Below are 26,682 nucleotides of genomic sequence, written 5' to 3'. Positions count from 1 at the left end.
CTTATAAAAGAATATGAAGAAAAACTTGAAGAAAAATATGGTGAAAATGATGGAGAAAAATTTAAAGAAAAGTTTGAAAAAAAACATGGAGAAAAATTTGAAGAGAAACTTGCTTCTGTAGAAAAAGAGGAGTGTAAAGTATATCAAGATAAAGTTGAGTATAACAATAATGAAGGGGGCTGTGATTTAATTGGAAAAATAAATCCAAAGTTGGTTTCACATATTTTCGGCTTATCACTAAGCGCTGCAGAGCAAGAGTTTAAATGGTTAGAAGATGAAACATTTGAATCCAAATCAGACTCAAAGACATCCTATTCTATTGACGCAAGTTATGGGTTTATCTCAGACTCTTTTAATCGATATAATATTGGATATCGTTTTGAAGATAGATGGCAGGGTAGTGCGGTGCAAAATATCTGTTTACCCAATGAATCTATTGAAGGAGCAGTTAACTGCCAATCTTCACCAGTTGGGGAGCCTAAAGATATAAAATCTCAGATAGGTTATTTAGAATGGAAATCATATTTAGGTAAAAATGATCAATTTGCAATATCAACACTAATAAGTAGAGATTTTGAAAAGAATAGAACAGGTATAAAAATTCCCGTCTACTTATATAGCGTAATGGAAAGTAATGATTTACAAGGTGGGGTAAGTATTGGTTGGAATGATGAGGATGATAATACACAGTTTAGTTTATTTTTCTCAAAGCCATTTAGTATTACTGAGTAGTGATTATAACTTAATGTAAATTTAGTAAATTGGTAATTTGATATGGATGCTGAAACTTTTAGGCTTATAGCCCAAGGTGTACAAGCGATTGCAATTACATTAGCTACATTATTCGGTGGGGCATGGGCAGTTTTTAAAATATATAGTAGTAGAGAGTTGGATAAATCTAGATCTGAAGCCATAAAGTTAGAAAGAGAGTTAAATAAAAAGTCTGGATTTTATGGGGATATAGATATTGATGTGGGGAACCCTGTAGATGATAAATCAATCCCTGTGTTTTTCACTATAACAATTGAAAATAATACAACTGAAACACATACTCTTGATTGGAATGGTTATCCATTAAAAATAGCTTCGGTAATCCAAGGTAGTAATGAATATAGACTTAGTCGAGTATGTGAACTTCAGCAAATACATATAAAGCCTGTAGGTTGTGATTATTACCACTCTCATTCCACATCTAAAACTATGTTTCCACACTCAAAGCATAGAATGTATTTTTATTGGAATTGTGAACAAGATGATATTTATCTTGCATGCATTTCAGCACCTTTGCCAAAGTCGATAATTAAATATATTCATGATAGCGACCAAGATAATAAAATTAGCGAGGTGGAAATTGAACAAAAAAACAATGATAACTATGAACATGATTTTGATTTTTTTATTGAAAGGTTTTTTCAAGTAAAGGTGTAAAATAAATATCGTAATCAAGATTGAGCATTTTTCTATCACTTTTCCCACTTTAATGAGTTTGGTAGAGTGGTTACTAGGCCAGAGAGAATGGTAACTGTGTTAGCGCTGCAGTGTAGGGTGGATAGAGAAGAGATTGTTGTGTTGGAGGTGGAATAATGAATGCAATGATAATAAGCGGCAAACTTAATAAGCCGTTTAATAAAGTGAACCTATAAGCCTTAGAGTTTCTGAATGTGAAGACCTTGAAAATATGAATGTAAAGTCGTGTTCGTCGTCTAATGGAATTTGTATTGAAAGGTGAATGGTAAAATAATGATATTTTCAATCAGAAGAAGATGAAAGGTTGAAGTGGTTGGATTTGAGTATAAAGGCAAAGGAAGTGTGTATAAGTTTATATTAGGATACAGACAATAACTAATTATTGATAACTTGTAGTTAGAATATTTAATTGAACGATAAGTTGGTTATTATTAATTGATAATAACGCTCGATTGTTAAGAAATCTTTAAATGTACTATTTCAATTTCACAGTAATAGATTGGTGTTTTAATATTTACGATTTTTTATATAGAGTTTTCATGGATATTTGTAATGGTTGTAATATATCGTTATAAAGAATTTTAACTATTACTGTTTATCAATGATAAATAGTATTGGCCGAAAAGTAAATTGTTATGAGTTGGTCGTTATTTTTGGGAGTTATTCGTAAATTTAACAAAATAGCCATGTTATGTATTTATTAATACTTTTTTGCATATCTGATTACGGATACTATATTTAAATGATTTAATTAAGTGAGGTAAAGGCAATGGCAGTTCGAGTCTATCAGTGGAACGGGACGTTACAATGCGGAATGGGAAATGAGATCTCATTAGAAGAAATGCAGGGGCAACTAGAGAGGCTTGTTGGTAAGGTGACATCACCTGAAAAACGTCATCTGCCATTTAATGTTTTAAGTGCTTGTGGCCTTCCTACGGGACAAGTTAATACATATCTGATTTCAAATAAACAGTCGAGAGAGTTATTCAATCACCAAAAAGGTTCTTTAGTCAAATACGGTGTTTGGGTATGGGATAGAAAAACTGTCCATATTTATCAGTATGATGGAACAGTACAGTGTTCAACTGAGGGAGAAATAACATTAGATGATATGGAGTCCACTTTAACTAATCGTGGGGTAAGTGTTATCAGTAAACGAAAAGGAACTGATGGGATGAATCATCTAACTATGTGTGGTTCCAGCACGGGCTCAGTAAATATTTATGAAATAAAAACCGGTGATTTAGACATCGCTATAAAGCTGAGATTTATGGTATACGTTGGCCCTGAAAGTATAAATGAAATATTAGGAAATGATGAAGCTACTTTATCAGTGTCAGATTTGAATTTAGATAAAAAAATTGAAACTTGGCCATGGCCCTGGTAGAAAATAATGCGATAAATACCTCATCACTTCTAGTGATGAGGTTCGGTCTTAGAAAAAAGAGTAGGCTACGAAAGTGGTTCTGTGCTCGTTAGTAATAATAAATGACATGATATACAAATAATTAACCGTAGTCACATTAATAAATGCTGGTTGGTTTTATTTATTATTGTCAATAAATTAACTTTTTGATAAGTTTGTTATCAGTGCAGTAATAGGGCCACTACTATCCCAAAGGTGAACCACTCTAATGACCATAGCATTAGTATTATTGTCAATATATATATCTTCTCCAATTGTAGGGATTCTCTGGAATGAGACTTCATCATTCCAGATGCGGTCAATTTCATTGGAGTAAAGTACATAAGCTTTTGTCATTCAACCTCCGATTATCGTGTGTGATAAATATATAATAGATTATTATGTCTTTCATGTCTTTCATGTCTTTCATGTCTTACTTGTTATACATATCATGTGCCTGATAGGGTTTATTATCTCATGATGTATGTTGACAAGTGAGGAAATAGCATGGTTGTTCGAGTCTATCAATTTGATGGGACATTACAATGCGGAATGGGTAATGAGATCTCATTAGAAGAAATGCAGAAGCAACTAGAAGGAATTGTTGGTAAGGTAAACTTACCTGAGAAACGTCAGTTGCCATTTGTTATTCCAAGTGCTTGTATCTTTCCTACGGGACAAGTTAATACATATCAGATTTCAAATGAACAGTGGAGAGAGTTATTTAAGTACCAAAAATCCTCTATAGTCAAATATGGTGTTTGGATATGGGATAAAGAAACTGTTTATGTTTATCAGTATGATGGAACAGTACAGTGTTCACCTGAGGGGGAAATATCATTAGATGAGATGGAAGCAACCCTGACAGGTAATGGAATAAATGTGATCAGTAAACGAAAAGGAACTGATGGGTTGAATCATATAGATATGTGTGGGGCCAGCACGGGATCAGTAAATATTTATGAGATCAAAACAGATGATTTAGATATAGCCATAAAGCTGAAATTTATGGTTTACGTTGGCCCCAAAGATATAAGGGAAATATTGGGAAGCGGTGAGAGTACCTTATTATTCTCAGATTTTGAGCAAAGAGAGAAAGTTGAATATTGGCCGTGGCCTGTTTAATAAATTTAAATATCTTATCATTACCATATTTTGTGGTTTACTATTGACACTCACCCTGAAACGATGCATATTTATCACATTGCATTACCTCGCCATCTCGGCGGGGTTTTTTCGTTTTAGCGCTTCATACCTCTAATTCTAACCGCCACTCTGGCGGTTTTTTTGACTCCGAAATTCGCCTATGAGAGAGAAGATGATCGGATGGTTTGCCTACCTCTGGGCGGGTTTTACCGGCTTGGTATCTGGCTTATCCATCAATGAAATTGGTGTGGTGGTATCTATTACTGCCACCTTGTTTACCGCCGTTATTAACTGGCTCTATCGCCGCCGAATGCTCAAAGCCCTGCAAAACCACCCCGATGTGAGAAAAGCCTATGAACAAATGGAAGACGACTAGCGGCGCGGCAGGTTGTGCGGTGGCTGCTGTACTGGCTTTTGTTGCTGGTACCAATCACGAACTTAAAACAAGTGAAGATGGTTTAGCGTTTATGGCTGGGCTGGAAGGTTGCAAAAGTTCGGCTTACCAGTGTAGCGCCAATGTGTGGACTATCGGCCTTGGTCATACCCAAGGGGTAAAGCAGGGCGACACGGCTGAAGTACCTGAAATCGGCCAATGGTTTATTGATGATATTGCCGCTGCTGAAAACGTAGTGAATGGGCAAGTACAGCTAACCACTGGTCCCAAGTTCGACATGGCCGTTAGCTTTGTCATGAACCTAGGGGCAGGTAATTTTCGCCGTTCTACTTATCTGAAGAAACTAAAAGCCGGTGAACTGGATGCAGCTTGTAATGAGTTTACTCGTTGGGTGTATGTGAACGGTAAAGACTGTCGAGTAGATGCCAGCAACTGCAAGGGCATTGTTAAGCGTCGGGAACGTGAACGGGGGATTTGCCTTAATGGTTATCAGTAAATTTAACTTTTCTGGTTTCAAGACCTTTAGTTTGGCGGTGCTGGTACTGATTGCAGTGGTGCTGTTTGTAGAAAACGGCTTTATATCGCGAGATTTAAAAGCATCTAAGGCTGATGTACAGGTTAAGTCGCAAAAGATTGTACAGCTAATCGCGGTGAATCAATCAATGGAACAAACGGTGGCTTACTTTGAAGCCATGGCAGAACGTGAGCGGCAAGCCGCAGAACAGGCAGATTTAGTCCGTCGAAGTTGGCAGGCTCGTGCATCGCAAGCACAACAACAAATTGATAAGGATATTGCCAATGCGAACTGTGCTGATTTGTTTATTCCTGGTGCTGACCGTTGGGTGTACTACAACACCGCCGTCAGTGGTCACTCAATACAAAGTGAAACTGATTAAACCACCTGCCGCGTATTTACTTCCTTGTACTCAACCTTATCAATCGCCGCCATTGACCTGGGGCGAGGCCGTCAAGCGTGATCCTGTTTGGCTGATGTATTTCTCGTTGTGTGCTTCTCGCATCGAGAACTTGCGGCGTTGTTACGACAACCCGCAGCACTGTATTACCAACACGAGGAAGCCATGAATAATGAAAAACGATTATGGAATACTAGTGAGCTAGAACAGTTTGGATCTCACCGTTCGACAGTTCGAAAACGCTTAAAAGCCGCAGGCATTGAGCCCGTAGCCTTCAAAGGTAATACGCCGCTTTACGATGTGTGTCAGGTGGCGCCGTATTTATGCAAAGCGCCAGTGAAAGAGTCTGACGCGCCAGATTTAATGGGGTTTCCTACCGCTGCTGAGTTACGCGCTTTTGTTCAGGCTGAACGAGAGAAACTGAGTTTATCGAAAGATACGGGCGATCTTATTCAGCGGGAAGATTATGAAAATGAAATCGCCAAGAGTATTGCCGCGATTAAGAAGTTTGCTGATGGGGCGATTAACCGAATTGAAACGGCGATTCCCGATGCGACCGCTGAGCAGCTTGAAAATATTGAAAGCTTATTGAATTTCGATTTGAAGGCGGTGAATGATGACATTCGAATATAAGTATGCGGATGCAGCGGCCATTCGACGTAGTTTGGCGCATCTTTGTTTACCCGCAGATAAAACGCCTACTGAAGCGGCTGATGAATACCTCTGGATTTCTGATGGTATGGACACCACTAAGTTTCTTAGCGCGATGACGCCTTACATGAGCGAACCGATGAATGCGTTATCTCGTCGAATTTATGAAGCGGTGATTGTGGTTGGCCCTGCGCGTTCGGGCAAAACCAAGGCAATGGTGGAAGGTTGGATAAATTATGCCGTTACTCAAGCACCGGGTGACATGCTGTTGATCTACAGCACCAAAACCAAAGCGGTGGATATGAGTAAGGTCGATTTAGACCGATGCTTTTCAAAAACAAAGCCAATCCGAGATTTACGCACTGGCCGCAAGGCAGATGATAATCTAACCAGTAAACAGTTTAAGAACGGCATGATGCTAAAGCTAGATTCAGCGACTGAAACCAGTTTGTCGGCTTCTACTTATCGTTATGCAGGTTGTACCGATTACGATCGTGCTGATGATTCAGTCGGTGAAGAGGGAAGCAAGTTTCAACTGATGCTGAAACGGGTTCAGAATGCTAAATCATCTGGCATGGCAATGGCAGAATCATCCCCTGGGCGTATTGTTCGCCAGCCTAAACCCGAAGCGCAATTATTACCGCATGAATCCCAGCCTTGTTCAGGTATTGGGTCTTTATACAATCAAGGGGACAGGCGCCGTTTTTATTGGCAATGCCCTGATTGCGAAGCGTGGTTTCTTCCTCACTTTGAGGTGTTGAAGTGGGATGACCATGAAGATCATCAGAAAGCGGCTAATTCGACTTATTGTGAGTGTCCTCGCTGTACGTACCGGATTGAAGAGAAACAAAAGCGAAAGCTTAATTTAGATGGGCAGTGGTTTCGTGAAGGTGGCATTGATCAATATGGTCAGGCTGTCGAAGACGAAAGTCAGGTTCGTAAATCTAAGTGGGCCACATTTTGGTTTGAAGGCGTTGTTGCCACTTATCAGAGTTGGGATAAGTTGGTGTATCGCTATTTAAGTGCACAAACCCAGTATGACAGTAGTGGTGATGAAGAGGCGCTGAAAAGCTTCTTCAATGTCGATATTGGTCGTCCCTATATTTTGCAGTCCCAAAGTCAGGATGTTGGTGCTCATGAGTTGATGGCTCGGGCTGAAGACTACCCGCGAAGTGTGGTACCAGAAGGTGGCCGATTCCTAATCATGAGTATTGATGTGCAGGGGGGGCGAAAGAACCCTCGCTTTGTGGTGCAAGCTCAAGTGTTTGGTGAAGGCTTGCAACGTTGGGTTATCGACCGTTATGAGATATTAACGGCACCTCACCGCAATGGTGACCGGATTAACCCTGCAGTGTATGCCGAAGATTGGGATCTGTTGATTGATCAGGTTATTAAGAAAACCTATCCGTTGGCCGACGAATCTGGCCGTGTGATGAAACCGCTGCTGACGTTGTGTGACTCTGGTGGTTCTGGCGAAACACATGGCAATAAAACGACGTCGGTGACTGAGCTAAGTTATCAATTTTATAACCGCCTGAAGAGGCAGAGTATGTCTCACTTGTTCCGCTTGGTAAAAGGTGCCAGCCGTGATCCAAAAGACTTAGTGAAAGAAAGCTATCCCGATAAACGTTCTAAACATGCGCATGGTGAAATTCCACTATTACTGCTTCATACCAATCGATTAAAGCACCGTGTGTCTTCTAGTTATTGTCGTGCTGAATTTGGTTCCCGATATTTCCATTTACCGACGTGGTGTCAACGTGAGTGGTTTGATGAACTCACCGCTGAGTTTGTTGATGAAAATGGTGACTGGAAGAAGCCAGATAAAGCCGCGAACGAGGCTTTTGATTTATGTGTTTATGCCGAAGCGGGTATGCATTACAAGGGCGGCGATGAGTTGAACTGGCAGAAACCACCGGGTTGGGCCGATGAATGGCAATTCAATACCAACGTGGTGGATGCAGACCAACAACCGAAGTTTGAACGACAAGCCAAACGCAGATATAGCCACTCAAGGGGCATTTACGGATGACAACAACTAACCGCCAGCGCTTGCAGTGGTATTTGGATGCTGAGCAGAAAATTTTAATGCAGCAGTCGGTCGAAACGGCTGAAGGTGAAAAGTTAACTTTCGCCAGTTTAGCGACGGTTCGAAGGGAAATTGAGCGTTTACAGGCATTAATTGCCCGAGAAAATCAGGGAGGCCGCAGAAGCTTAATCAGGAGGAATTACCTTGAGTAAATTCAACCTTGCTGACCGTGTGGTGGGGTACTTCAGCCCCAAAGCTGGGCTGGAACGGTTATATAATCGAACGTTGATAAACAAGTATCAAGCTGCACTACCTGCTAACCCTCACACTAAAAAACGTAATCCTCGCTCAACCAGTAAAGCCAATCAATTAAACAAAGATGCTAAGTCGTTACGCCAACGCGCTCGCCATATGGATGAGAACACGCCGTTGGTGACGGCTATTCTGGATGAGTTTTGTGCCAATGTAGTTGGGCCTAACGGCATTATGATTGAGCCGCAGCCATTGGATAACGATGGCAATGTGCATACGGAGTTTGCTCGTCAAATCAATGAATGGTTTGAGCTGTTTTCCCTTAAGCAAAATATCGATGGTGAGCTGTCTCGGGCAGAAACCGAGTGGCTGGCTTGTCGAACTTGGTTACGTGATGGCGAAGTGTTTGCCCGTTATTACATGGGGCATCACTCAGATATTACTTACCCCTCTGGTACGCCGTTTGGTGTTCAGCCTTTTGAGCCGGACTACGTGCCGCTGAATATCAGTGAGCCTGAACGTGGCGTGTATGAAGGTATTCGCCGGAATAAGCTAGGGCAGATCGTTTCTGTTCTGATTCAACGTGATGCGCTTGGCTTTGAGTTCTCGGAGGTTGAGGCGCGCTTTGTTGCTCACCTGAAGTTTACGCGGCGATTCCATCAAAACCGAGGCGTTACGTTACTGCACTCGGTGTTAGACCTGATTTCTGATGTGGAAGATTACGACCAATCTGAACGTATTAGTGCGCAGATTGCTAGCCGCTTTGCCTATTTCATTAAACGCGACAGTAGCGGTGATGCTAACGATGATTTTGATCGGGGTGGCGATATTTTCCTTGGCATGGGGAACAGCTTTGAATTAGCACCTGGTGAAGATGCTGGTGTGGTTGAAAGTAATCGGCGTGAAGCGATGAGTAGTCCGTTTCGTGATTCTCAAATGCGTTTAGCGGCTTCAGGTTCGGGTGTGAACTGCTCTAGCGTGACTCGTCATTACACGGGGAGCTATTCGGCTCAACGGCAGGAGTTGATCGACTCTTTTGCTCGTTATCGGATCTTACAACGCAAGTTTGTAACCAGCTGGACTCGTCCGCAATACCGACATGCTTTAGAGATGGCGATTTTATCTGGTCAGCTAAAAGTCCCCAAAGATGTCAATTCTGATTCGTTGTTGAATGCGATTTATCAAGCACCTGTGATGCCGTGGATTGATCCTGCCAAAGAGATGATTGGTATAGAGAAAGGAACCCGCTTGGGTTTGCAGTCTCTCAGTCACTTTCAGCGGGAACGTAATTTTAATCCTGTATCAGTCAGGCGTGAGATTAAGGCTGAGCGTAAAGCGATGAATGATGATGCGATTGTGAGTGTGGCAGACCCTGCCCACAACATTGTGGCGAAGATCCAGCATGGCGCTGACGGTAATAAGCCAGCAGGCCAAAGCAAAAACAGAGAGGCAAAGAATGCCGAAGATGAATAAATCATGGTTCACCCTGAGCAATCAGGGGGAAGATCAGCCGGTTAAAGTGTGGGTTCATGGTGATATCGGCAGTTATGACATTGAAGCTATCGATTTGGTACGTGCGCTGCAGGCTGTGGGTAGCCAAGATGCGGAGTTTCGTGTTCAGAGCTATGGCGGCTCGGTGTATGAAGGGCTGGCGATGTATAACGCTATTAAAGCGCACAAGGGTAATACCGTAGGCGTGGTTGATGGCTTAGTGGCTTCTATCTCAAGCTATTTTCTGATGGCTTGCGATGTGGTGAAGATGCCTGAAAACGCAAAGCTGATGATTCACAACCCGTCGATTGGCGCATGGGGCGGTGAAGATGAGTTGGATAGTGCGTTAACCCAATTGAAGAACGCGAAGCAAACCATTGCTGATGCTTATGTAGAGCGCTGCGGTAAGCCTTTGGAAGATGTGCTGGCCGCGATGGCTAAGGAGACTTGGTTTACTGCGCAGGAAGCGCTGGATTTTGGCTTGATTGATGAGATTGTCGATCCGGTTAACCTGTCCAATAGCCTTAAGGGGGTATCACTCGATGATTTGCAAGCGAAAGCATTTAAACATCCTCCGGAAGATTTGCTGAATCAGTTAGAAAGCCCTTTACCTAAGCCCGAACAAGACCCGCTTTTAGATTCCACTTCTATAGACAATGAACCTCAATCGCTGGCCGCAAGTGCGGCAGGCAGCGAACAATCACAACAGGTAAGTGACGATATGCCAAAACCACTTGATAACGATGTACTGCAAAATGCAGTGAAGAAAGAAAACGCTCGCCAGTCTGCGATTCGTGCGCTGTGTGCTCAGCATAAGGTGAGTGATGAGTTGTGCGATGAAATGCTCAATGATATGGATTGCTCGGAAGAGAAAGCATCGCTGAAAATTCTGCAGAATTTAGGCACGCTTTCAGCTCAAGGCTCCGTGGATAAAGCGAAAGCTGATCATATCCAAGATGGTAATGAATCGACGGGGCTGACGAATACCCATATCCATGTAGATAACGGTAATGTCACGAAAGATTCGCTGCAAAATGCGCTAAATTCTCGCTGTGGTACCGAAAGTGTCGAGAAAGATAATCCATATCGCATGAAAACACTGCTGGATATGGCTGAAATTGCGGTGGGTAAAGACGCCAAGTTCTGCAGTAACAAGAATGAACTGGTGGCAAGAGCGTTTAACAGCGGTGATTTCGCCGACATTATTACTGAAGGTGTTCGTACGGTTATGCGTGATGAAGCTAAGGTACGTGCGCCGCTCTGGCGTGAGTTAGCTAACACGGAAAACCTGCCGAACTTTAAAGAAACAGATTTGGTGCTGATTAATGATGCGCCTGATTTGATGGCTGTGTCGGAAGACGGTGAATACAAAGCGGCGACCATTAAAGGTAGCGGTGAGAAAGTTCAGCTGGCAACGTTTGGACGTGAAATAGCGTTTACCCGTCAGGCAATCATCAATGATGAAATCGCACTGGTTTCGAAGATCCCCCGTAAGTTCATGCAGTCGGCTTATCGCCTGTCTGACAAGTTAATGTTTAACGCCATTCTCGCGGGTGAAATGGGTGATGGGAAGTCTGTTTATATTCCTGGTACAAGCTCTAAGTGGGGCAACCTGAAAACGGGTATTTCGAAAGGTGACTATTCAGCGTTGATTATGGCGCTGCATAAGTCATTTGCGACGGCGACGTCATCGGGTGGTGATGCGTTAGATCTTCGCGGCGAAGTGTTACTGGCAAACCCTGATCATGCTTCTTACCTTGAAGCGGTGCTGAATACCGCAAGCAAGCCAGATACTTTCAACCCAGCTTATAAGAAGTTCCAGAAGGTGATTGAAACGGCACGTATGGCTGAGGTGAATGGTGCGATTGCGTTAACAGGTAAGCATTTCGACTCGGTTGTGATGGCTTTCCTTGATGGTGAGCAAGACCCTTGGTTAGAAACTGGCGATGGCTGGAGCAGTGATGGAGCTAAGTTCCGCATAACTTACGATCTTGCATCGAAGATGGTCGATCGTCGCGGTATTTCTAAAGCGACATTCGCTTAATCACTCACATATTCATTAGTTAATAGGACAGGTAATAACGATGCGTATTGCTGACGGAAATAAGATTGATTTGAAAGCGCCTGTTGGCGGTTTTACTAAAGATGTGCCAGTTAAATATGGTTCTTTGATTGTGGTACCCAATTATTCGGGGCCTGAAGGACAGGTGGTGAGTTGTACTCATCGTGGGCTGTTTGATGGGCCGATTAAGGCGGGAGATACGCCGTCTTTTGACTCGGAACCTGCTTATTATCACGCTGGTGAGTTTACAAAAACAGCACCAACGGCTGACGGTTCGGTGAAAGTGCCTGTTGGGGTATTCACTGATAATGGTGTGCTTCTAACAGGCGTACTGGTTTAGTGATGGCTAGTCAGTTTGAGGGGGCTAGCCAGTTTGAAGGCGCTCGGGATTTAGTACGGGCTTCTCTTCAACGATGCTTTGGTCGTTCAATTGTGGTGATGCTGCCAGATGGTAATCAGCAATCGGTTCAGGGTTATATCAAAGTAATAGAGAGCAAGGTGGCGGGTTCGGCTGGCCATAAGGTGAAACGCCTTCTGACTGATGCTGAGCTGCCGCCGTTAGCCTCATTGATGGATGGGGGAAAGCGTTATGTGCTGACTCATTCTAATGCTTTAGAAACAGCGCGAGATGGGGCTAGTCAGATCACTCGTGAATACTTGATGAGCTTGGAATCTGCAGGGGTAAAACATGGCTGGTCTGAATTCACAGATGATGCTTGATACTCGTGTGTTAGAGAAGTTCTCTCAGTTACCTGAAGAGTTAACCAAAGCTGCACGGCGGGCGGTGGTGAAAACTAATCGTTGGCTAAGAGCGGTGTCGATGGCAGACCTTGGGTACGAGTTATCTATTGATGGAAAAGCGATGAAAACACGTTTTCGTGTTTATAAGCGTGGCCAAACATCGAAGCTTTGGGTAGGTGTACGAGAAGTTGGCGTTCATCGGTTGGGAAAGCCTGTTCAAGGTCGTGACGGTGTTACGGTTGGGCGTCGCTTTTATAAGGGCGCTTTTATCTCTCCGATGGATAGTGATCAGCTATTGGTGTTCCGGCGCCAGAGCCGAGCAAGGAAGTCTATCAAGATGGTGACGGTGGATATTTCTGAGCAGTCTGAAGAGATTATTGAGTCTTATTTACCTGAGCTAAACCGCAAGTTCGAGGAGCACTTTCATCATGAGTTCAAATTTGTTCTTTCGGGCGCCTAGCGAGTGGGTGAAATTGGTTGTATCCACGTTAGAAAAGCGCCTTAACATCAATATCGATACGGCTTATCGACGTGAGGCCAAAGAGCCGATTCATACTCTGATTACTTATCAGGTTGGTGAAAGTGAACCTGTGAATCACGCGGGTAATGATGGCCGTAAGTTACATGAAATTGAGCTTCGTTTTCTGGTTGAGGTGCCAACTGCAGTTGGGGATTTCGATTTAGAAGCGTTAGATGCTTCTACTCGCCTTGAGCGTGAATTGTTGAATGAACGGTTCGGTTGCTTTAACGATGTGGAAGATACGCGACTTATTTCGAATCTTCCCCGCAAGTTCGATCCTGATAACGGTGTGTTGCTGCGAGTTGTCACCATTAAACAACGAATTTACATGGGGCCTGTTGGCGAAGATTGGCACCAGATTGTGGGAAATAGCCATTATGATGCTGGAGTTGATGAAACGCCTAAGGTCGCTTGAGGAAGAGGTGCTCGCTTTACGTGAGGAGCTTGAAGAAAACCGTAGGGCGGCAGCGAATATTATTCGTCTTGGTGTGGTTTCAAAGGCGGACAAAACAACCGTTGCAGTCAATTCCGGTTTAAATAAAGCGACGCGGATCCCTTTCTTTGTTCATTGCGCTGGGCGGGTGAGCCATTATCGGCGTCCAAGTGTGGGTGAGCAGTGCTTGCTGATAAACCTTGGTAGCGGTGACAACCTTAATAATGCGGTTGCGCTGATGGGGCTACCTTCTACTCAGTACCCGTGTCCTACGACTGAAGCTCATGAAGTGATGACAGATTATGGCGATGGGATGATTGAACGCTATGACCTAGATAGCGGTAAGCTGACTGCGCATTACCCAGGAGGCGTTGAGTGGTATGCGCCGAGCTTTAAGAATCACGGTGAGGTTGTTGATCATACGCGATCCATGCAGGCCGACCGTAAGATTTACAACGGCCATAGCCATTCATCCCCAGAAACGGGGGCTGATACTTCTATTCCGGCGCAAAAACAATGATTGGAATCGATCCTCAAACTGGTCGTACGGTTAACGGTACGGCTGCTCTCCAGTGCCGTTTTGAACGTGTACTGACGACTTCTATTACTTCCCGCGCTAAACGCAGAACTGTTGGTAATCGAGCCATTGAAAGGCTGGGTAACATTCAGTCTCCAACTGAAGCGATGATCTTGCAGAACCTGACTCTCGAAGCTCTGGCTAATCCGGCGAATGGCTTAACGTCATTTACCGCTAAGCTGTGTCGAGCTGAATCCGGTAAGAATGGTTTCTATGTGCGAGTAAGTGGTGAATGGAATGGGAAGCCGCTTGAGCTAAAAGGACGTGTATGACGAGTTCATCTAATTTACCTAATTCGAACCTTCCTAAGGCGTTTCAGGTCCCTGACTTTGAAACGTTACTTCAAGAATATATTGGCTTTGCTGTTGGATATTGTGCTGAGCGTGATCCTGATAAGGCGGTAGAGCTGCAGGCTGCGTTTGATAATGATGCCGAGCTGTTGGCGCAGGTAACTCAGGCATTTGTGTTAAAGCGTATAGCTGAAATTCGAGAGCATAATCATCAAGCTTTACAGATGTTTCGTAAGTTCGTTACTGAATCGGACATGGCGGATTTGTTGGCGTTGCAGTATGGCCTAAAACGGCAGGTAATGGAGGCGGGTGATGATTCGGTGTTTCCGCCTAAGCCTCCGGTAATGGAATCTAATGAAAGCTTGTTGCAACGGTTTGATTTGGCGCCTTACCAATTTCATACCACGGGCACTCATATGGGGTACAAATTCCATGCACTGACGCTGGATGAGCGGCCAGTTATCAAGATTGAGTCTGAACCTGATGCCGTTGAAATGCGGTATGAGTTTCAGAATCTCACTCGGCCTATGCCTGTCAAAGATGCGCGACCAAAAATGATTGAGCCTAATTCGGGTAAGGTCTGTGTGGCGTTACTTAGTCGGGAAAGCCCTGATGGCCGTGCGAGTTCTGCGCTGTTGGCGCGAACGCTGAATTATTTGCAGCGTGATGATATTGCTCAGGAGTCGGATGAAATCTCGACCAAGAGTGCTATTCCAAAGCCTTATCGTATCGTTGCTACGTTATATACCGGCGCTCAGCCTGGTAATCATGTTCAACAAGAAGAAGCAGTGCAGGCTGCGGTTGATCTTGCTGAGAGGCTTCATCGACTAGAAGCTATTGTGGACCGTGAAGAGGTGGCGCATATCTTTTATGAGCTGGGTGCCAAACGAGCAAAGGTGCATGAGCCCGCGCATGATGTAGTTTGTGATTGGGATGAAGCGCCATACTGTACGGAGGTTGTGATTGATGTCCGCGCAGAGTAAGCCATTTGTCTCCGTACAGCCGGAGAATCGTACTGTTATTGAGGAATCGCTTGAGTTTGCTTGGCATCAGGCAATCAATCATCTTGCCGATCCTTTCCCTGAACTTAAACAACCTCTGTATACCCCCGATGAATTTGTCGCTTTGCTGGCCGCAGAGCGTGGCGTTATGGATTGGCGTCCTGAAGATACTTTAGAACAGCAGCGAAAGACGGCGGATAAAGCTTTTGAAATACACCGGAAAGCCGGTACTCGCCATGGTCTTTCTGTCGCGATGGATGCCCTTGATTGCGATATTGAGGTGAAGCCTTGGTATCAAATGGATATACCGCCTGGGCCTTATCACATTGAAGTGATTGCTTGGAAGCGTAATCACCCAGCGAACAAACGAAGCGTTGAGCGAATGCTGTCGCGTATTGAGCATACTAAGTCGGAACGAGATACGGTTGAGCTCATTGTTGCTCATGGTAATAGTTCAGGTTTTCGACTTTCAGGCATCGCTCAAAAAGGCATTAGTCATCATGACGATTCAGTAAATGGGGTGCTTCCACCATCACCAGTTTGCGTTGGTTCTGTTCTTTGGGGCGGTGCGACACGAATGGTGGTTATTACTGAAATGAATCCCGGAGCGACTGCATGAGTACACCGACTGTACAGTACACCAAAGCTGGACTGGCTGAGCTGATAAGTGCTAAGAACCAAGGCATTAAAGGCGCAATTAAGTGGATCGCAGCTGGTGATCGTAGTTATACGCCAAGCGTTAATCAGGCTCAGTTGAGTAACGAAAAGCAACGAGAGTTGATTACTGATTGGGAAGAGTTGAGCCCAACTCAGTTACGCATGGGCGCCGTATTTAAAGGCAGTCTTGAATATGAGGTTAGAGAGGTCGGTTTCTTTTTAGAGTCTGGCACGTTACTGGCTGTTTATTCGATACCAAATACGTTGCTCACCTATAAGTCAGCGAATGCGAGCTGGTTGCAGAAGTTCACTCTCGATATTTCTCCATTGCCAACGGATAGCGTAAGCGTGGTACTTGGTGCTGAGAATATAAACCTGTTCCTAGCTGAAGAGCTCGCCATTATGGGAACGGCACAGGTTGGCAACATGGCTCGTCATGTTGAGTTGCTGCTAAGGGTGAATGAGTTGGAAAAGTAAGGTGAGTTGGCTGGCATTAATTCGATAATTGGAAATCAGGCATATGAGTATTGAGCAACAAATTGGCGCGTTGGTTGAAGCGTCGAATGATTTGACGAAGGTGGTGAATGGAAAGATTGGGGAGATTGATAAGCGGATTGATGATGCTGATGATGAATATCGAAAGCTACTCAGTAATATTCAATCAGAATTCCCATTCTATCGGCTTACGAAAAATCAGGAACTGAAAATAAATGGGACATTAACTCCTGGGACTGTTGGTACTCCGGATGGTTGGCATAATCGTAATTCTAATTACCACAAGTGCGAAATCGTTGCCCAATCAGAGTCTGGAATTCCTGCCGTTGAAAAACACCCAGTCATTCAGCAGTTTTTCAATGATATTTTTGGTTATGTGCCTCAACATAATCGACCTAATTTTGCTGTTCTACGTATTCGGACTGAGCCTAATGCGTTACCTAGCCAATCTGGTAGTTTTTATACTATTTATCAAGGGCCAATCCTAACTGGTGTGCCTCACAGTATTGGCGTATTTATTAAAGCTGAATCTGGTGATGTTAGGTTCTCGCATAAAGGTGATAGTGCCATTGTTCCTGTCGATGGCAAATGGCATGAGAGAGTAGTGCAAAGCAATATGGTTATAAAAGGTGCCAGCTATACTCATGCTCCTCATTTTTATATTGAACCTGGTGCGAGTTGTTTAATCGCATTACCTGCTGTTGTTGCCGGTAAGGTGCCTGTAGGTAAATGGGGGTTTATTAATAAACCACTACTGGAACATGAGGGATAATATGAACAACTTTGTGAGAGAAATGGATGATTTGGGGGGCGAGCGGGCACAGTATGATATAGATAGTGACTATCGTCGTTACTTGAAAGAAACTGACTGGTATGTAATTCGAGAGCAGGAAACTGGTGAGTCAATACCTGACGAGATTAAACAAAATCGATCTACAGCACGGGCTGCAGTTCAATCTCCCTTCAATGTGATTCTTTAAAAAAATAAATGAAATTGCCGCTTTCGCGGTTTTTTGTACCTAAATCTAGTCTAATTAACCTTCTGCAGGAACAATTATGGCAACCCAAAAACAACTTGGGGTGCAGGATTTCCCGATCCTGAAACCTTTTCGCCTTAATGGCCGCTGGTATTACCCAGCCGATAAAACTATTTCCCTAAAGCTTGCGCAGACGTCATTTTTGCTGAAGAACGGCAAGATTGGTCAGCCTGAGCAAGCAACATCAATTAAACAAGAGGTGAGCAAATAATGGCAGCCCTTGCACCAATTCAAGATTTTGAGCTCAACGGTGTTGAAGTTAATACCATTGAGCCGTTACCGAGTATGGGCCCACTTGCGCTGCAGGTGGTTCACTTGGTCGGTACTGCGCCCGATAAGCGTGGGACAATTGCTTATAACGAGCCAACCCGCCTTTGGAATTATGCCGATGCAATGATGGCTCTAGACAGTAAGGGTGATCGCCAAGGTACCTTGCCGAATGTGGTTCGCTATCTCTTGGAATATGTAAAGTGCATCCTGTATGTGACTGTTGTACAAGATCATACCGATGATGCGACGACAGAAGCTAACGTGATCGGCGGTGTCGATTCAGGTACGGGCGCAATCAAAGGTCTTGAAACGGTGAAAGGTTGTCCTGAGACGCCAACCATTATTGCTGCGCCTGGTTTTACTTCTAAACCTATTGGTCAGAAGCTAGCACTGATGGGGCGTGATGTTCGCTGTCGTCCGGTTCTTGATGGGCCAAACCTAAACGATATGGCTGCGGCTGAGTTTGCTGCTGAATTTGGGGCAGAAGGCACAGGGGAAGATAAAATAAGTATTATCGACCCTTGGTTCCTTAAAACCTATGACGGTTCACAGCTGTTAATGCCTGCCTCTATTGCGCTGGTGGCGGCGATGGCATCTGTGGATGGTTGGGTCAGTCCGCAAAACCGTTCGGCTCTATGTGATGAAACTGCTCGTAATGTGTCGTATAAAATCAACGATAAAACCACGCAAGCTAATTTCCTTAATAAGCACGGTGTTGTGACCATTGCGCGTACTCGTATGGGCGGTTATTCCATTATTGGTAATCGTACGAATACTGGACGTTTCATTTCTCATGTTGGTCTTGAAGATTTGATGGCGCGTAAGTTGGAAGAGACCAGCCAACCGCTGATGGGTAAGCAACTTACTGAAGAGTTCATGCAGCAGGTGATTGACCGGTTGACAAACTGGGGGCAAGACCTAGTCGCACAGGGGGTGATCCCCGTTTTCAAAGCTTTCCTGCATCCTAGCAAAAATAATATTGAGAACTATACATCTGGTCGTTGGTTTTTGTGTGTTAACTATGGCCGTTACTCGCCGAATGAGCACATGGTGTATGAGATGAGTGTTGATAATGGGCTGATTACAGCTTGGCTTGAGGAGGTGGTAAATGTCTGATCGTATTCGTATGCGAATTAAGGCTCAGGTTGAATCTGTGCCTTTGATGAATGAGATCGTTGATTTCACTCCGCCTGAAATTAAAGCCAAGTTAGCCAATAACGAGGGTTCGTTCGTTGCGTCGGAAGATACCGTTGGACTTGAAAAGTTGAGTTGGTCGATCAAGGTACGGGGTGAACATGGGGCGATCTCTAAAGCGTTAGGTAAGTTCACTATGGGAAATGCTCAGGTGAATGTAACTGAGAAAGGTAAGAGCACCGAGGGCGTTGCATTTGTTGAAGAGTATTCGATGTATGGCCCAATTACTGGGATTAAGAAAGAACCTATAAAAATGGGCGAGAAGCCAACCGTTACCATTGAAGGTACCTGTAAGGCATATACTCAGCGTGATACTGGCACTGTGGTGCATGATATCAATGTGAATACCGGAAAAACCATTGTGGGCGGTGTTGATCTTATGGGCGAAGCGGGTATTAGCCTGTAATCGTGTCTCGTTTTAGTTGATAGGCGCCTTAGGGCGCTTTTTTTGTATCGGAATTTCCATGAAAAAGACCATTAAGCTACCTTTCTACAATCGAAATGGTAACCATGAAATTGATATTAAACCTATCTCCCTCGGTGAGTTTCGAAAGCTTCCTTATGTCAATTTTGGCGTAGACAAAGAGCTGATCCCTTCCGAACTTTTTCAGCAGCTTAAAGCAATGATCCTTGCCTGTACTGATATTTCTACTGAGGAATTTGAAGAGCTATCAGCACCTGATTTTACTCAGTTACATGAAGATATTCGTGCTTTTATCCTAAAGCCCTCTGATGAAATTCAAGAGAAGCCGTTGAGTGGTTCTGATTTTGAATTTGAGCTGCTATTTCCGTTTGCCAACGATTTAAACGAGAGCATTTCACGTATTAAGTTTGTTGTTCCTAAGGTAAAGCATTCGGAAGCGCTAGCGGAGATCACAGAAGATACTGCGCGAGAGAATTTCATGTTTAGTGTGGTTTGTAATCTCGATAAGCCGGATATGGAAGCCATGGCGTTGAATGACTACTTGGCGATCAAGCCACAGGTCGGCGCTTTTTTTCAACTGTCGGGGGATTACTTTCTCCCGACGACGTAGAAGCACTCATTGATTTAATCCCCATGCACCGTAATACCTCTGAAAGCGAGCTACGTGAGTGGCCGCAAGATCAGGCAATGCGGCGTTATGAATTGATTCTCTCTAAGCTCGGGGTGAAACGATGAGCGAAAAGATTAGTTTTGTCCTTGATGCCACTGTTAAAGGCACGAAGGATATTGTTTCGACCACCACGGCTACCGAGCGGTTGACTGCCGCACTGGAAGAGCAGCGTAGTGAGGTGAAGTCTCTCAATACTCAACTTCGGGAAGTAAAAGGATTCGATTCTGCCAGTAGCCGGGCAGCAAAACTGGCTAAGCAAGTTTCTGGTGCTAAAGCGTCTATGAATGCGCTTGGTATCGAGATGGAAGAAAATAAGCAGAAGACATCTCGTTTACGTGGTGAGTATGGCATTACTCAGGCAGAGATTCGAAGTCTGAACCAACAGATGAAAAAGGCTTCAGGTGAAGGGGCACAACAACTCAAACTGAAGTTCAATGAAGCTAATAAACGGCTTGAGTCGTTAAATGCTGCAATTCATCATGGCAAAGTTCGAACTACGGAATTAGGTGCGGCTTATAAAAAGGCATCAGGCAGAGTTGATTCCCTAACCGAACGCCAAATGAAACAACAGAATCGCTTACAGAGCTTAGGTGACGCGCTGAAAAAAGCAGGTGTCAGTACAGATAAGCTCGGTAATGAACAAAAGCGTTTGGAATCCCAAACTGAGAAATCAACGGCGGCCCTTGAGAAGCAAAATAGGCGACTTAAGGAAATGCAGACGATCCAAGGCCGTATTGATGCTAGAAAGACAAAGCTTGGAGAAATAGGTAGTCAAGCAACCAACTTGGCCATGGCAGCAGCGCCATTGGCAGGCACTATGTGGTCTGCCATGAAGAATGAAAGCTCATTCGCGGATGTCAGTAAAGTCGTGGACATGACGCCGGAGCAGTCATCTCAGTTACGTTCTTGGGCGTTGAAAGCCTCGACTGATACGCCGATGAGTGCCAATGATATCAATGCGATGCTTGCGGCTGGTGGCCAGAGCGGGATTCAGGATATTAATGAGCTGAAAAGCTTTGTTCTTGATTCGGCAAAGATGGGGGTAGCCTTTGATATGGAAGCCGGACAAGCAGGCGAAACCCTTGCTGTGTTTAAGGCGGCGATGGGTCTTGATCAACAAGAAGCTCTAGGTCTTGCTGGGCTTGCAAATCATTTATCTAACAACTCCAACTCAAAAGCCAAAGATATTGCAGGGGTAATGTCTCGGGAAGGTGCGACTGCAAAAACCGCAGGTTTCTCTGTAAATGAATCAGCGGCTCTAGCTTCAGCCATGCTTTCAACGGGAATGGGCGAAGAACGCACAGCGACGGCACTTAAAAACATTTCTGGGAGGCTGACATTGGGTGATACTGCCAGTGGCACCCAGAAAAAAGCGATGATGGCATTGGGTCTGGACACTGGTGATATTGCCAGCTCTATGCAGCAAGACGCTTCGGGCACTTTATTGGAAGTACTGGAAGCTATTAAAGATGCGCCTATTGAAGAGCAAAGTGCGTTGATCAGTCAGATTTTTGGTGAAGAGGCTAAAGGGGCTGTGGCTGCGCTTGCAGGTAATACTCAGAACTTCACCAAAGCGTTGAAACTTGCCAAGCAAGGGCAAGATGTTCATATCGACTCCCTCCAGAAAGAATATGAGACCCGAGTTAGTACGTCTGAAAATGGCGTGGATATGTTCGTTAATAAAGTTAGCCGTTTGAGTGTTGTAATAGGAACGGCGTTATTACCTGCATTGAACTGGGTGCTTGAGCCATTGGGTAAAGGCGTTGATATGCTAGCTGATTTTGCTGAGGCCAATCAAAGTGTTGCAGCCGCAGTTGGAATTGGTGTAGCAGCGTTCATTGGCCTTAAAGGTGTGCTATTGGCAGGCAAGGCCGCTTCGCTCATTTTTGGTAATACCTTGGATAAATCCCGTTTGTTCCGTAAAGGACTGAATAGGGAAACTAAAGAAGGTGGCAGAATTGCTGCAATGGCGGCTAAACGGTGGCGAAGTCTTAATGCTGCAGTAGCTTCGAGCCGTGGGACAAGACAAAGCGGTATCAGTGGAGGGGCTCGTGGTGAGCGGTCTTCACGTCGTAAACGTCGGGGGCGAGGGTTATCTGGTTTAGTTCGCTCGGTTCTGGATAACCGATTTGTTCAACCTAAAGGTGCAGCCTTGGCGATGGCTGGCTCCGGGATTGCAATGATGCCTATGAGTGCCATGGCGGCTGATGCTATCGAGATTGGTGGCGATGTGGCAGATAGCATGGGCAAAGTTGGTCTATCCCGAGTTTTGAAACCCCTAGGATTGACGATGAACGCGGTCTCTGCTGCTGAAGGTATTGCCACAGGTAATATGGAGCAAAGTGGTGAAGCTCTAGGTGATATCAGTGGATCTTTGGGTGGCGGTGCCTTAGGTGCTGCAATTGGTACCATGGTTTTGCCTGGCATTGGTACTGCTATCGGTGGCTTGCTGGGTTCTATTGGTGGCGGTATCGGCGGCGAGATGTTGGGTGGCTGGTTTGGACGTAAACTGGACTCACCTGAAAAAACGGCAGCAAAAGTTGATGCTGTTCAACAGAAAGAAGCGCAAGCAAGGCAACAGCCTCAAGTCACGTTTTCCCCTCAGATTCAAATCACGGGTGCTCAAGGTCAAGAAGAGCAAGTTATAGCGAAAGAAGTCACTCGCCAAATGGATCAGCAATTCTCTTACCTGATGGGTGAGAACACGCTTTCAACTCAATTAGGTTATGCCGCTATCGATCGAGATAGTTAGGGTTTAATTGTTAAGGGTTCGTCTATGCATCATTTAGTTATTGGTGAGTTTGTGTTTTCGGTGGGTGATAAAACACCCATCACTAAATTCGAGCGTACGTCACTCGGTGCCTTCTCTGAAGTTGGTTTGATTGATGACGCTCGATCGGAAAAAACTGGGCGTCCACTTGAGACTATCGATATTAGTGGGAAGTGGTTGCAATACGGAGCCCATGAATCAGTAGAGAATATTCGGGGGTTTATCGATGAGCCCCAGCAAGTGAGCGATGGGCAGGGGAGAAACCTAGGAAGCTGGACGATTCAACAGCTTAAAGAAGGAAAGTCATCGCTGGTACATGATGGTCGGGCAATGGTGACTGATATTACTCTTCAGTTGAAGGAGTACCGTGGATGAAGGTAACCGCGAAGGCCGGTGAGTTGATCACTGATTTGTTATATCGGCACACAGGGCAAGATAACGATCAGCTAGAGCAGGCGTTTTACCAGCTTAATCCGCATGTTCGTAATGAGGTGTTCCAACAAAATACTGTTGTGACTATACCTGATGTGAAAGCAGCACCAAAACTCAAAAAAGTTACTAAATCATGGGATTGATGATGATTAATTTGATAGGGAAAAGCGCGGATTTAATATTGAATCGACTGAAGTCTTGGCGCCTGAAAGATGGAAATGGGACTGAGGGTGACAGCCTAACTCTGGTTATTAATTCGGATGACATTGATGGCATTCCCCCGAAGGGAGAGCGGTACTCTGTCATGTTAGGTGATGTACCCCGTGATGATTTTCAAATTTCAAAACGGTCAATTAGCTTACACCCGCGAGAAATTACGTTGGTTTTAACTGTGGCCCCTTTTGCGATTACAGATGAAACCGGTTATCGAGAACGAAAATCCGCGAGCTGGGACAATACAACCTTGGGGCAGGTGGTCTCGGACTGTGTTGCCCCTCATGGGTTCTCTGTTTTTGTGCATCTGAGATTACAAAAAATTGTAATCGAGCATTTGGATAGGTGTGAAGAGAGCACTCCAGCATTCTTAAATAGATTGGCGAAACAGTATGATGCAGTTGCAAAGCCATCAGAAGGACGATTTGTATTTGTTCCCATTGGTGAGCAGCGTAGCGCCTCAGGAAAAGCGATTCAATCCATTACCCTGTCACTTTATCAGGGCAGTGACCCTCAAAGACCTGCATTTATTAATGTGTCATCAGATCTTGATGGGCGTAATGATTTTAACGGAGTTCGTGCCCATTACCTTTCAACTTCCGATGGTAGTCGAAAGGAAGTGAGGCTTGGGAACTCTCCATTTAAGCGGCTTGGTAAAGACAAAAATAGCAAGGTGGAAGCAGAGCAGACCTGTGCTACTGAGCTTAGAAAACTGCAACGGCAGGGACGGAAAATCACGATAGATGCTCCGGTAAATCCAACCGCATTTGCCGAGGGTATTGTGATTATGGACGAGTCATTCCCTCGAGCATTTCAGGGAAACTGCTCGATTGACCAAGTGAGTTTCTCCGGCCAAGGGCTACAACCAACACGAATGACTATTCAAGCGACATTGACAGGTGAGTGATGTTATCAAGTAATATTCGACTTAATCAGCAAGCTTTATTCTCTTCAACTATCTCCCTCAAAATATCGGACGCTCAAATTAAAAAGCACCTTCGAGATCCTCGCGTTCGCCAACTTAAAGATGTTCGGTGTTCCCTATATTTGAAATTCAACAAAGCTAGAACAGGTGGTACTTGGGTGTTAATGGAATACAAAAATGGCAGTCAGTTCGGGCACCGCATTGGCAAATACCCAGCTACTCAGGCGAGACATATTATGGATTTAGTGAGTATTGGATCCCAACGAATTGCGGCCGGAGAAAAAGCGGAATGCAGCGGGTTTGAAACAGTTGACCAGCTAATTAATTGGCATGTTGAGCGGGAGTTTAAATTACATCGGTCAACAACTCAGAGATTGCAGAACCTTAAGAGCATGGCGGAACAGCATGTGAGGTGTATGTTTGAGGGTTGGCCCGTCATGAAACTGTGTCATCAAACAGTAGACAAGCAGCTTATCCAGCCAATGTTTCAACAGGGTTATTCTCTAAGCTATGTACGTGCCAATTTTAACTTGATGAAGACGGCATACTCTGCAGCAAAGAAGGTGAAGAAAATCACAGTAAACCCGATGTCAGATGTCCGGTTCAAAGACTTTTTCGGTGAAACCTTTTCTATATCTGCTGCGCAGGTTCGAGGCTGCCGTTTCAATACTGATCAACTTCCGGAAACGCTGATGGCCATTCAAAAGGCGGAACCAGATAAGCGGTTGCTACTTACTTTAATCATTGCCCACGGTACTCGGATAGGAGAAACCAGAAAAGCCAAGTGGGAATACATCGATTTGACTCAGAAGCGCTGGACTATTCCCGCAGAAGACACCAAGAACGGTAAGCCTGTTGTCTATCCTCTAACAGATGGCATGGTTGAACTCTTACGTTCATACCAAGAGTGGCAAGCTGTGCAAGGATATCAAACTGGGATGTTGTTCCCTCTGTCTAAACGAAGCCGAAAGCCGATCCACAGTACCACGGCGAGCGCATGGGTGAGGGATATATCGAAAAGAAAGTGGTCAGCTCATGATCTAAGGAAGCGGGCGAGGACAATCTGGCTTGAATTGGGCATCGATTACATTGTTTGTGAGGCATTACTGAATCACGCTCGCGACAAGCTTGACCAGGCATATATTCACACTCATATGGAGTTGCAGAAGAAAGATGCCCTCAAAACGTACCATCAATGGCTAAATTCTTGCTGGCACAACTGGTTATTACCTATTTCAATTCCAGAAACAACCCTTCACTAAGCCTTATCACGACTGGATCCTTAAGTGATCCGATCCTAAACCTCAGAGGATGATAAAAAATATGGATAATTTGGCTCAAAGTGGCCCAATCGCCCCGAATTTGGTTCGTGCTGCTCGGGCTGCTCCGCATCAGGTTGGCTTGGTTAAGTTGAGTAAGACGCAGTTGAGAGTGTTTCAGTCTATTAAGTGTGGGGAGGAGGTTACTGCTCTTCAGGTATCAGAGCGTTGTAGTTTATCCCCTAGTTGGGCAAGTAGCATTCTTAGAAGGCTGTTCAAAAAATGCTATTTGCAAAGAGTTGATAGAACGCAATTAAAAGGAGGAATTGAGTATCTTTACTTAAAGATCGGATACTAGACTTCTAATTTTTGTGCGGCTTGTTTACGAGCTTGTCCCATTTCCTCCTCAAGAGATTGAGCTTCATCAATAGTGATAACTTTAGTGGTCATAAGAAGACCGATTTCACCACGTATTCTATTTACAAATGCACGAATTTCTTGCTCTTCTGACTGGTCACGTAATGTATCAATGTCAGAACGAATGTAAGTTATTGCGGATTCTTTGATAGATGCCATGATCTATACCTCATTAATGGATTGTGTGTATACCATAATGGGGACTACTGTCTTAATGTCAAGACGCTAGGTTCTTCTGAGCTATTAAATCCTGCATACGAGGCCACAGCGTGCGAAATAAAAAATTTTCGGTCTTCTAGGTCACCACCACCGGGTTTACATCAGAAGTAGCCAAGTATGATTTATATTATGAGCGTTATGCGTAACGTAATGATGATTTACCAATTGAGAGGTGCTCAGCAGTTAAGAGCAATCAGTATGAACTGCTTTTGGACAAAAATTATTTAAAGAAGTCATCCTAATCCCTTGATAGATATAAGCGAGCCATCGACTTAACTAAATTAAATTCAAACAGACTAGGGCAATTATATTGAAAAGAAATAGTAA

35 protein-coding genes are annotated in these 26,682 nt (G+C 44.4%); 33 read left to right on the top strand and 2 right to left on the bottom strand.

Annotated features, from left to right (window positions below):
- From L4D78_RS26950 to L4D78_RS26940, 3 genes are all read left to right on the top strand, one after another.
- On the top strand, positions 1-732 hold a 732-nt coding region (locus tag L4D78_RS26950; RefSeq protein WP_428469787.1), incomplete at its 5' end, for a hypothetical protein.
- 42 nt (positions 733-774) lie between these two features.
- Positions 775-1,428, top strand: coding sequence for a hypothetical protein (locus tag L4D78_RS26945; RefSeq protein ID WP_428469786.1), 654 nt, complete (start codon positions 775-777; stop codon positions 1,426-1,428).
- Positions 1,429-2,236: 808 nt separating this feature from the next.
- The gene (locus L4D78_RS26940) at positions 2,237-2,854 is read left to right on the top strand and encodes a hypothetical protein (RefSeq protein ID WP_428469785.1); all 618 of its coding nucleotides are present in this window, start codon (positions 2,237-2,239) and stop codon (positions 2,852-2,854) included.
- Between the two features lie 177 nt (positions 2,855-3,031).
- On the opposite strand, the gene L4D78_RS26935 is transcribed toward L4D78_RS26940, so the two are convergent.
- Positions 3,032-3,229 carry a hypothetical protein gene (locus L4D78_RS26935; protein ID WP_428469784.1) on the bottom strand — a complete coding sequence of 66 codons (198 nt, stop codon included), beginning with the start codon at positions 3,227-3,229 and terminating at the stop codon, positions 3,032-3,034.
- 150 nt (positions 3,230-3,379) lie between these two features.
- Here L4D78_RS26935 and L4D78_RS26930 point away from each other — a divergent pair, with 150 nt between their 5' ends.
- From L4D78_RS26930 to L4D78_RS26785, 30 genes are all read left to right on the top strand, one after another.
- Positions 3,380-3,997 (top strand): hypothetical protein, encoded by a 618-nt coding sequence (locus L4D78_RS26930; RefSeq protein WP_428469783.1) that lies wholly within the window; start codon positions 3,380-3,382, stop codon positions 3,995-3,997.
- Between the two features lie 193 nt (positions 3,998-4,190).
- On the top strand, positions 4,191-4,394 hold the full coding sequence (locus tag L4D78_RS26925) for an HP1 family phage holin (protein ID WP_428469782.1): 204 nt from the start codon (positions 4,191-4,193) through the stop codon (positions 4,392-4,394).
- Positions 4,372-4,908, top strand: coding sequence for a lysozyme (locus tag L4D78_RS26920; RefSeq protein WP_428469781.1), 537 nt, complete (start codon positions 4,372-4,374; stop codon positions 4,906-4,908). Before L4D78_RS26925 ends, L4D78_RS26920 begins: the two co-directional genes overlap by 23 nt.
- Positions 4,895-5,308 carry a hypothetical protein gene (locus L4D78_RS26915; protein WP_428469780.1) on the top strand — a complete coding sequence of 138 codons (414 nt, stop codon included), beginning with the start codon at positions 4,895-4,897 and terminating at the stop codon, positions 5,306-5,308. The genes L4D78_RS26920 and L4D78_RS26915 overlap by 14 nt, the downstream gene beginning before the upstream one ends.
- A complete protein-coding gene (lysC, locus tag L4D78_RS26910; protein WP_428469779.1) occupies positions 5,211-5,495 on the top strand; it encodes an Rz1-like lysis system protein LysC in 285 nt (94 codons plus the stop codon). Before L4D78_RS26915 ends, lysC begins: the two co-directional genes overlap by 98 nt.
- On the top strand, positions 5,396-5,959 hold the full coding sequence (locus L4D78_RS26905) for a DUF1441 family protein (RefSeq protein WP_428469778.1): 564 nt from the start codon (positions 5,396-5,398) through the stop codon (positions 5,957-5,959). Before lysC ends, L4D78_RS26905 begins: the two co-directional genes overlap by 100 nt.
- Positions 5,940-8,009 (top strand): terminase gpA endonuclease subunit, encoded by a 2,070-nt coding sequence (locus L4D78_RS26900; protein ID WP_428469777.1) that lies wholly within the window; start codon positions 5,940-5,942, stop codon positions 8,007-8,009. Before L4D78_RS26905 ends, L4D78_RS26900 begins: the two co-directional genes overlap by 20 nt.
- Positions 8,006-8,218, top strand: coding sequence for a DUF6148 family protein (locus L4D78_RS26895; protein WP_428469776.1), 213 nt, complete (start codon positions 8,006-8,008; stop codon positions 8,216-8,218). Before L4D78_RS26900 ends, L4D78_RS26895 begins: the two co-directional genes overlap by 4 nt.
- Positions 8,211-9,731 (top strand): phage portal protein, encoded by a 1,521-nt coding sequence (locus L4D78_RS26890; protein ID WP_428469775.1) that lies wholly within the window; start codon positions 8,211-8,213, stop codon positions 9,729-9,731. The genes L4D78_RS26895 and L4D78_RS26890 overlap by 8 nt, the downstream gene beginning before the upstream one ends.
- Positions 9,724-11,793, top strand: coding sequence for a ClpP-like prohead protease/major capsid protein fusion protein (locus L4D78_RS26885; protein ID WP_428469774.1), 2,070 nt, complete (start codon positions 9,724-9,726; stop codon positions 11,791-11,793). The genes L4D78_RS26890 and L4D78_RS26885 overlap by 8 nt, the downstream gene beginning before the upstream one ends.
- A gap of 40 nt (positions 11,794-11,833) precedes the next feature.
- Positions 11,834-12,151, top strand: coding sequence for a hypothetical protein (locus tag L4D78_RS26880; protein ID WP_428469773.1), 318 nt, complete (start codon positions 11,834-11,836; stop codon positions 12,149-12,151).
- A gap of 2 nt (positions 12,152-12,153) precedes the next feature.
- Positions 12,154-12,531: a hypothetical protein gene (locus L4D78_RS26875; protein WP_428469772.1), complete on the top strand. Its 378-nt coding sequence runs from the start codon at positions 12,154-12,156 to the stop codon at positions 12,529-12,531.
- On the top strand, positions 12,500-13,012 hold the full coding sequence (locus tag L4D78_RS26870; protein WP_428469771.1) for a phage tail protein: 513 nt from the start codon (positions 12,500-12,502) through the stop codon (positions 13,010-13,012). The genes L4D78_RS26875 and L4D78_RS26870 overlap by 32 nt, the downstream gene beginning before the upstream one ends.
- Positions 12,981-13,487, top strand: coding sequence for a hypothetical protein (locus tag L4D78_RS26865; protein WP_428469770.1), 507 nt, complete (start codon positions 12,981-12,983; stop codon positions 13,485-13,487). The genes L4D78_RS26870 and L4D78_RS26865 overlap by 32 nt, the downstream gene beginning before the upstream one ends.
- The gene (locus L4D78_RS26860; protein WP_428469769.1) at positions 13,465-14,025 is read left to right on the top strand and encodes a phage baseplate assembly protein V; all 561 of its coding nucleotides are present in this window, start codon (positions 13,465-13,467) and stop codon (positions 14,023-14,025) included. The genes L4D78_RS26865 and L4D78_RS26860 overlap by 23 nt, the downstream gene beginning before the upstream one ends.
- A complete protein-coding gene (locus L4D78_RS26855) occupies positions 14,022-14,354 on the top strand; it encodes a phage baseplate protein (protein WP_428469768.1) in 333 nt (110 codons plus the stop codon). The genes L4D78_RS26860 and L4D78_RS26855 overlap by 4 nt, the downstream gene beginning before the upstream one ends.
- On the top strand, positions 14,351-15,355 hold the full coding sequence (locus tag L4D78_RS26850) for a baseplate J/gp47 family protein (protein WP_428469767.1): 1,005 nt from the start codon (positions 14,351-14,353) through the stop codon (positions 15,353-15,355). The genes L4D78_RS26855 and L4D78_RS26850 overlap by 4 nt, the downstream gene beginning before the upstream one ends.
- On the top strand, positions 15,339-15,992 hold the full coding sequence (locus L4D78_RS26845; RefSeq protein ID WP_428469766.1) for a phage tail protein I: 654 nt from the start codon (positions 15,339-15,341) through the stop codon (positions 15,990-15,992). The genes L4D78_RS26850 and L4D78_RS26845 overlap by 17 nt, the downstream gene beginning before the upstream one ends.
- Positions 15,989-16,507: a phage tail-collar fiber domain-containing protein gene (locus L4D78_RS26840; RefSeq protein ID WP_428469765.1), complete on the top strand. Its 519-nt coding sequence runs from the start codon at positions 15,989-15,991 to the stop codon at positions 16,505-16,507. The genes L4D78_RS26845 and L4D78_RS26840 overlap by 4 nt, the downstream gene beginning before the upstream one ends.
- Before the next feature lie 43 nt (positions 16,508-16,550).
- Positions 16,551-17,297, top strand: a complete 747-nt coding sequence (locus tag L4D78_RS26835) for a hypothetical protein (protein ID WP_428469764.1) — start codon at positions 16,551-16,553, stop codon at positions 17,295-17,297.
- A 1-nt stretch (position 17,298) separates the two neighbouring features.
- Positions 17,299-17,505 carry a hypothetical protein gene (locus tag L4D78_RS26830; protein ID WP_428469763.1) on the top strand — a complete coding sequence of 69 codons (207 nt, stop codon included), beginning with the start codon at positions 17,299-17,301 and terminating at the stop codon, positions 17,503-17,505.
- A gap of 76 nt (positions 17,506-17,581) precedes the next feature.
- Positions 17,582-17,773 carry a hypothetical protein gene (locus tag L4D78_RS26825; protein WP_428469762.1) on the top strand — a complete coding sequence of 64 codons (192 nt, stop codon included), beginning with the start codon at positions 17,582-17,584 and terminating at the stop codon, positions 17,771-17,773.
- Positions 17,773-18,948, top strand: a complete 1,176-nt coding sequence (locus tag L4D78_RS26820; RefSeq protein ID WP_428469761.1) for a phage tail sheath protein — start codon at positions 17,773-17,775, stop codon at positions 18,946-18,948. Before L4D78_RS26825 ends, L4D78_RS26820 begins: the two co-directional genes overlap by 1 nt.
- Complete coding sequence (locus tag L4D78_RS26815) at positions 18,941-19,432, top strand: phage major tail tube protein (RefSeq protein WP_428469760.1); 492 nt, start codon at positions 18,941-18,943, stop codon at positions 19,430-19,432. The genes L4D78_RS26820 and L4D78_RS26815 overlap by 8 nt, the downstream gene beginning before the upstream one ends.
- 58 nt (positions 19,433-19,490) lie before the next feature.
- Positions 19,491-20,060: a phage tail assembly protein gene (locus L4D78_RS26810; protein WP_428469759.1), complete on the top strand. Its 570-nt coding sequence runs from the start codon at positions 19,491-19,493 to the stop codon at positions 20,058-20,060.
- Positions 20,061-20,181: 121 nt separating this feature from the next.
- Entirely contained in the window at positions 20,182-22,872 is a 2,691-nt protein-coding gene (locus L4D78_RS26805) for a phage tail tape measure protein (RefSeq protein WP_428469758.1), read from the top strand.
- Between the two features lie 24 nt (positions 22,873-22,896).
- Complete coding sequence (locus tag L4D78_RS26800; RefSeq protein ID WP_428469757.1) at positions 22,897-23,265, top strand: phage tail protein; 369 nt, start codon at positions 22,897-22,899, stop codon at positions 23,263-23,265.
- Positions 23,262-23,465, top strand: coding sequence for a tail protein X (locus L4D78_RS26795; RefSeq protein WP_428469756.1), 204 nt, complete (start codon positions 23,262-23,264; stop codon positions 23,463-23,465). Before L4D78_RS26800 ends, L4D78_RS26795 begins: the two co-directional genes overlap by 4 nt.
- A gap of 38 nt (positions 23,466-23,503) precedes the next feature.
- Positions 23,504-24,442, top strand: a complete 939-nt coding sequence (locus L4D78_RS26790; RefSeq protein ID WP_428469755.1) for a hypothetical protein — start codon at positions 23,504-23,506, stop codon at positions 24,440-24,442.
- Positions 24,442-25,722: a tyrosine-type recombinase/integrase gene (locus tag L4D78_RS26785; RefSeq protein ID WP_428469754.1), complete on the top strand. Its 1,281-nt coding sequence runs from the start codon at positions 24,442-24,444 to the stop codon at positions 25,720-25,722. Before L4D78_RS26790 ends, L4D78_RS26785 begins: the two co-directional genes overlap by 1 nt.
- Before the next feature lie 351 nt (positions 25,723-26,073).
- Here L4D78_RS26785 and L4D78_RS26780 read toward each other — a convergent pair whose 3' ends face one another.
- The gene (locus L4D78_RS26780; RefSeq protein WP_428469753.1) at positions 26,074-26,295 is read right to left on the bottom strand and encodes a hypothetical protein; all 222 of its coding nucleotides are present in this window, start codon (positions 26,293-26,295) and stop codon (positions 26,074-26,076) included.
- Positions 26,296-26,682: the final 387 nt, after the last annotated feature.

This window comes from Photobacterium minamisatsumaniensis (genome assembly GCF_050336695.1).
Classification (GTDB): Bacteria; Pseudomonadota; Gammaproteobacteria; order Enterobacterales; family Vibrionaceae; genus Photobacterium; species Photobacterium minamisatsumaniensis.
The sequence above is the reverse complement of the archived record's forward strand: the minus strand, read 5'-3'. Positions and strand labels throughout refer to the sequence as shown.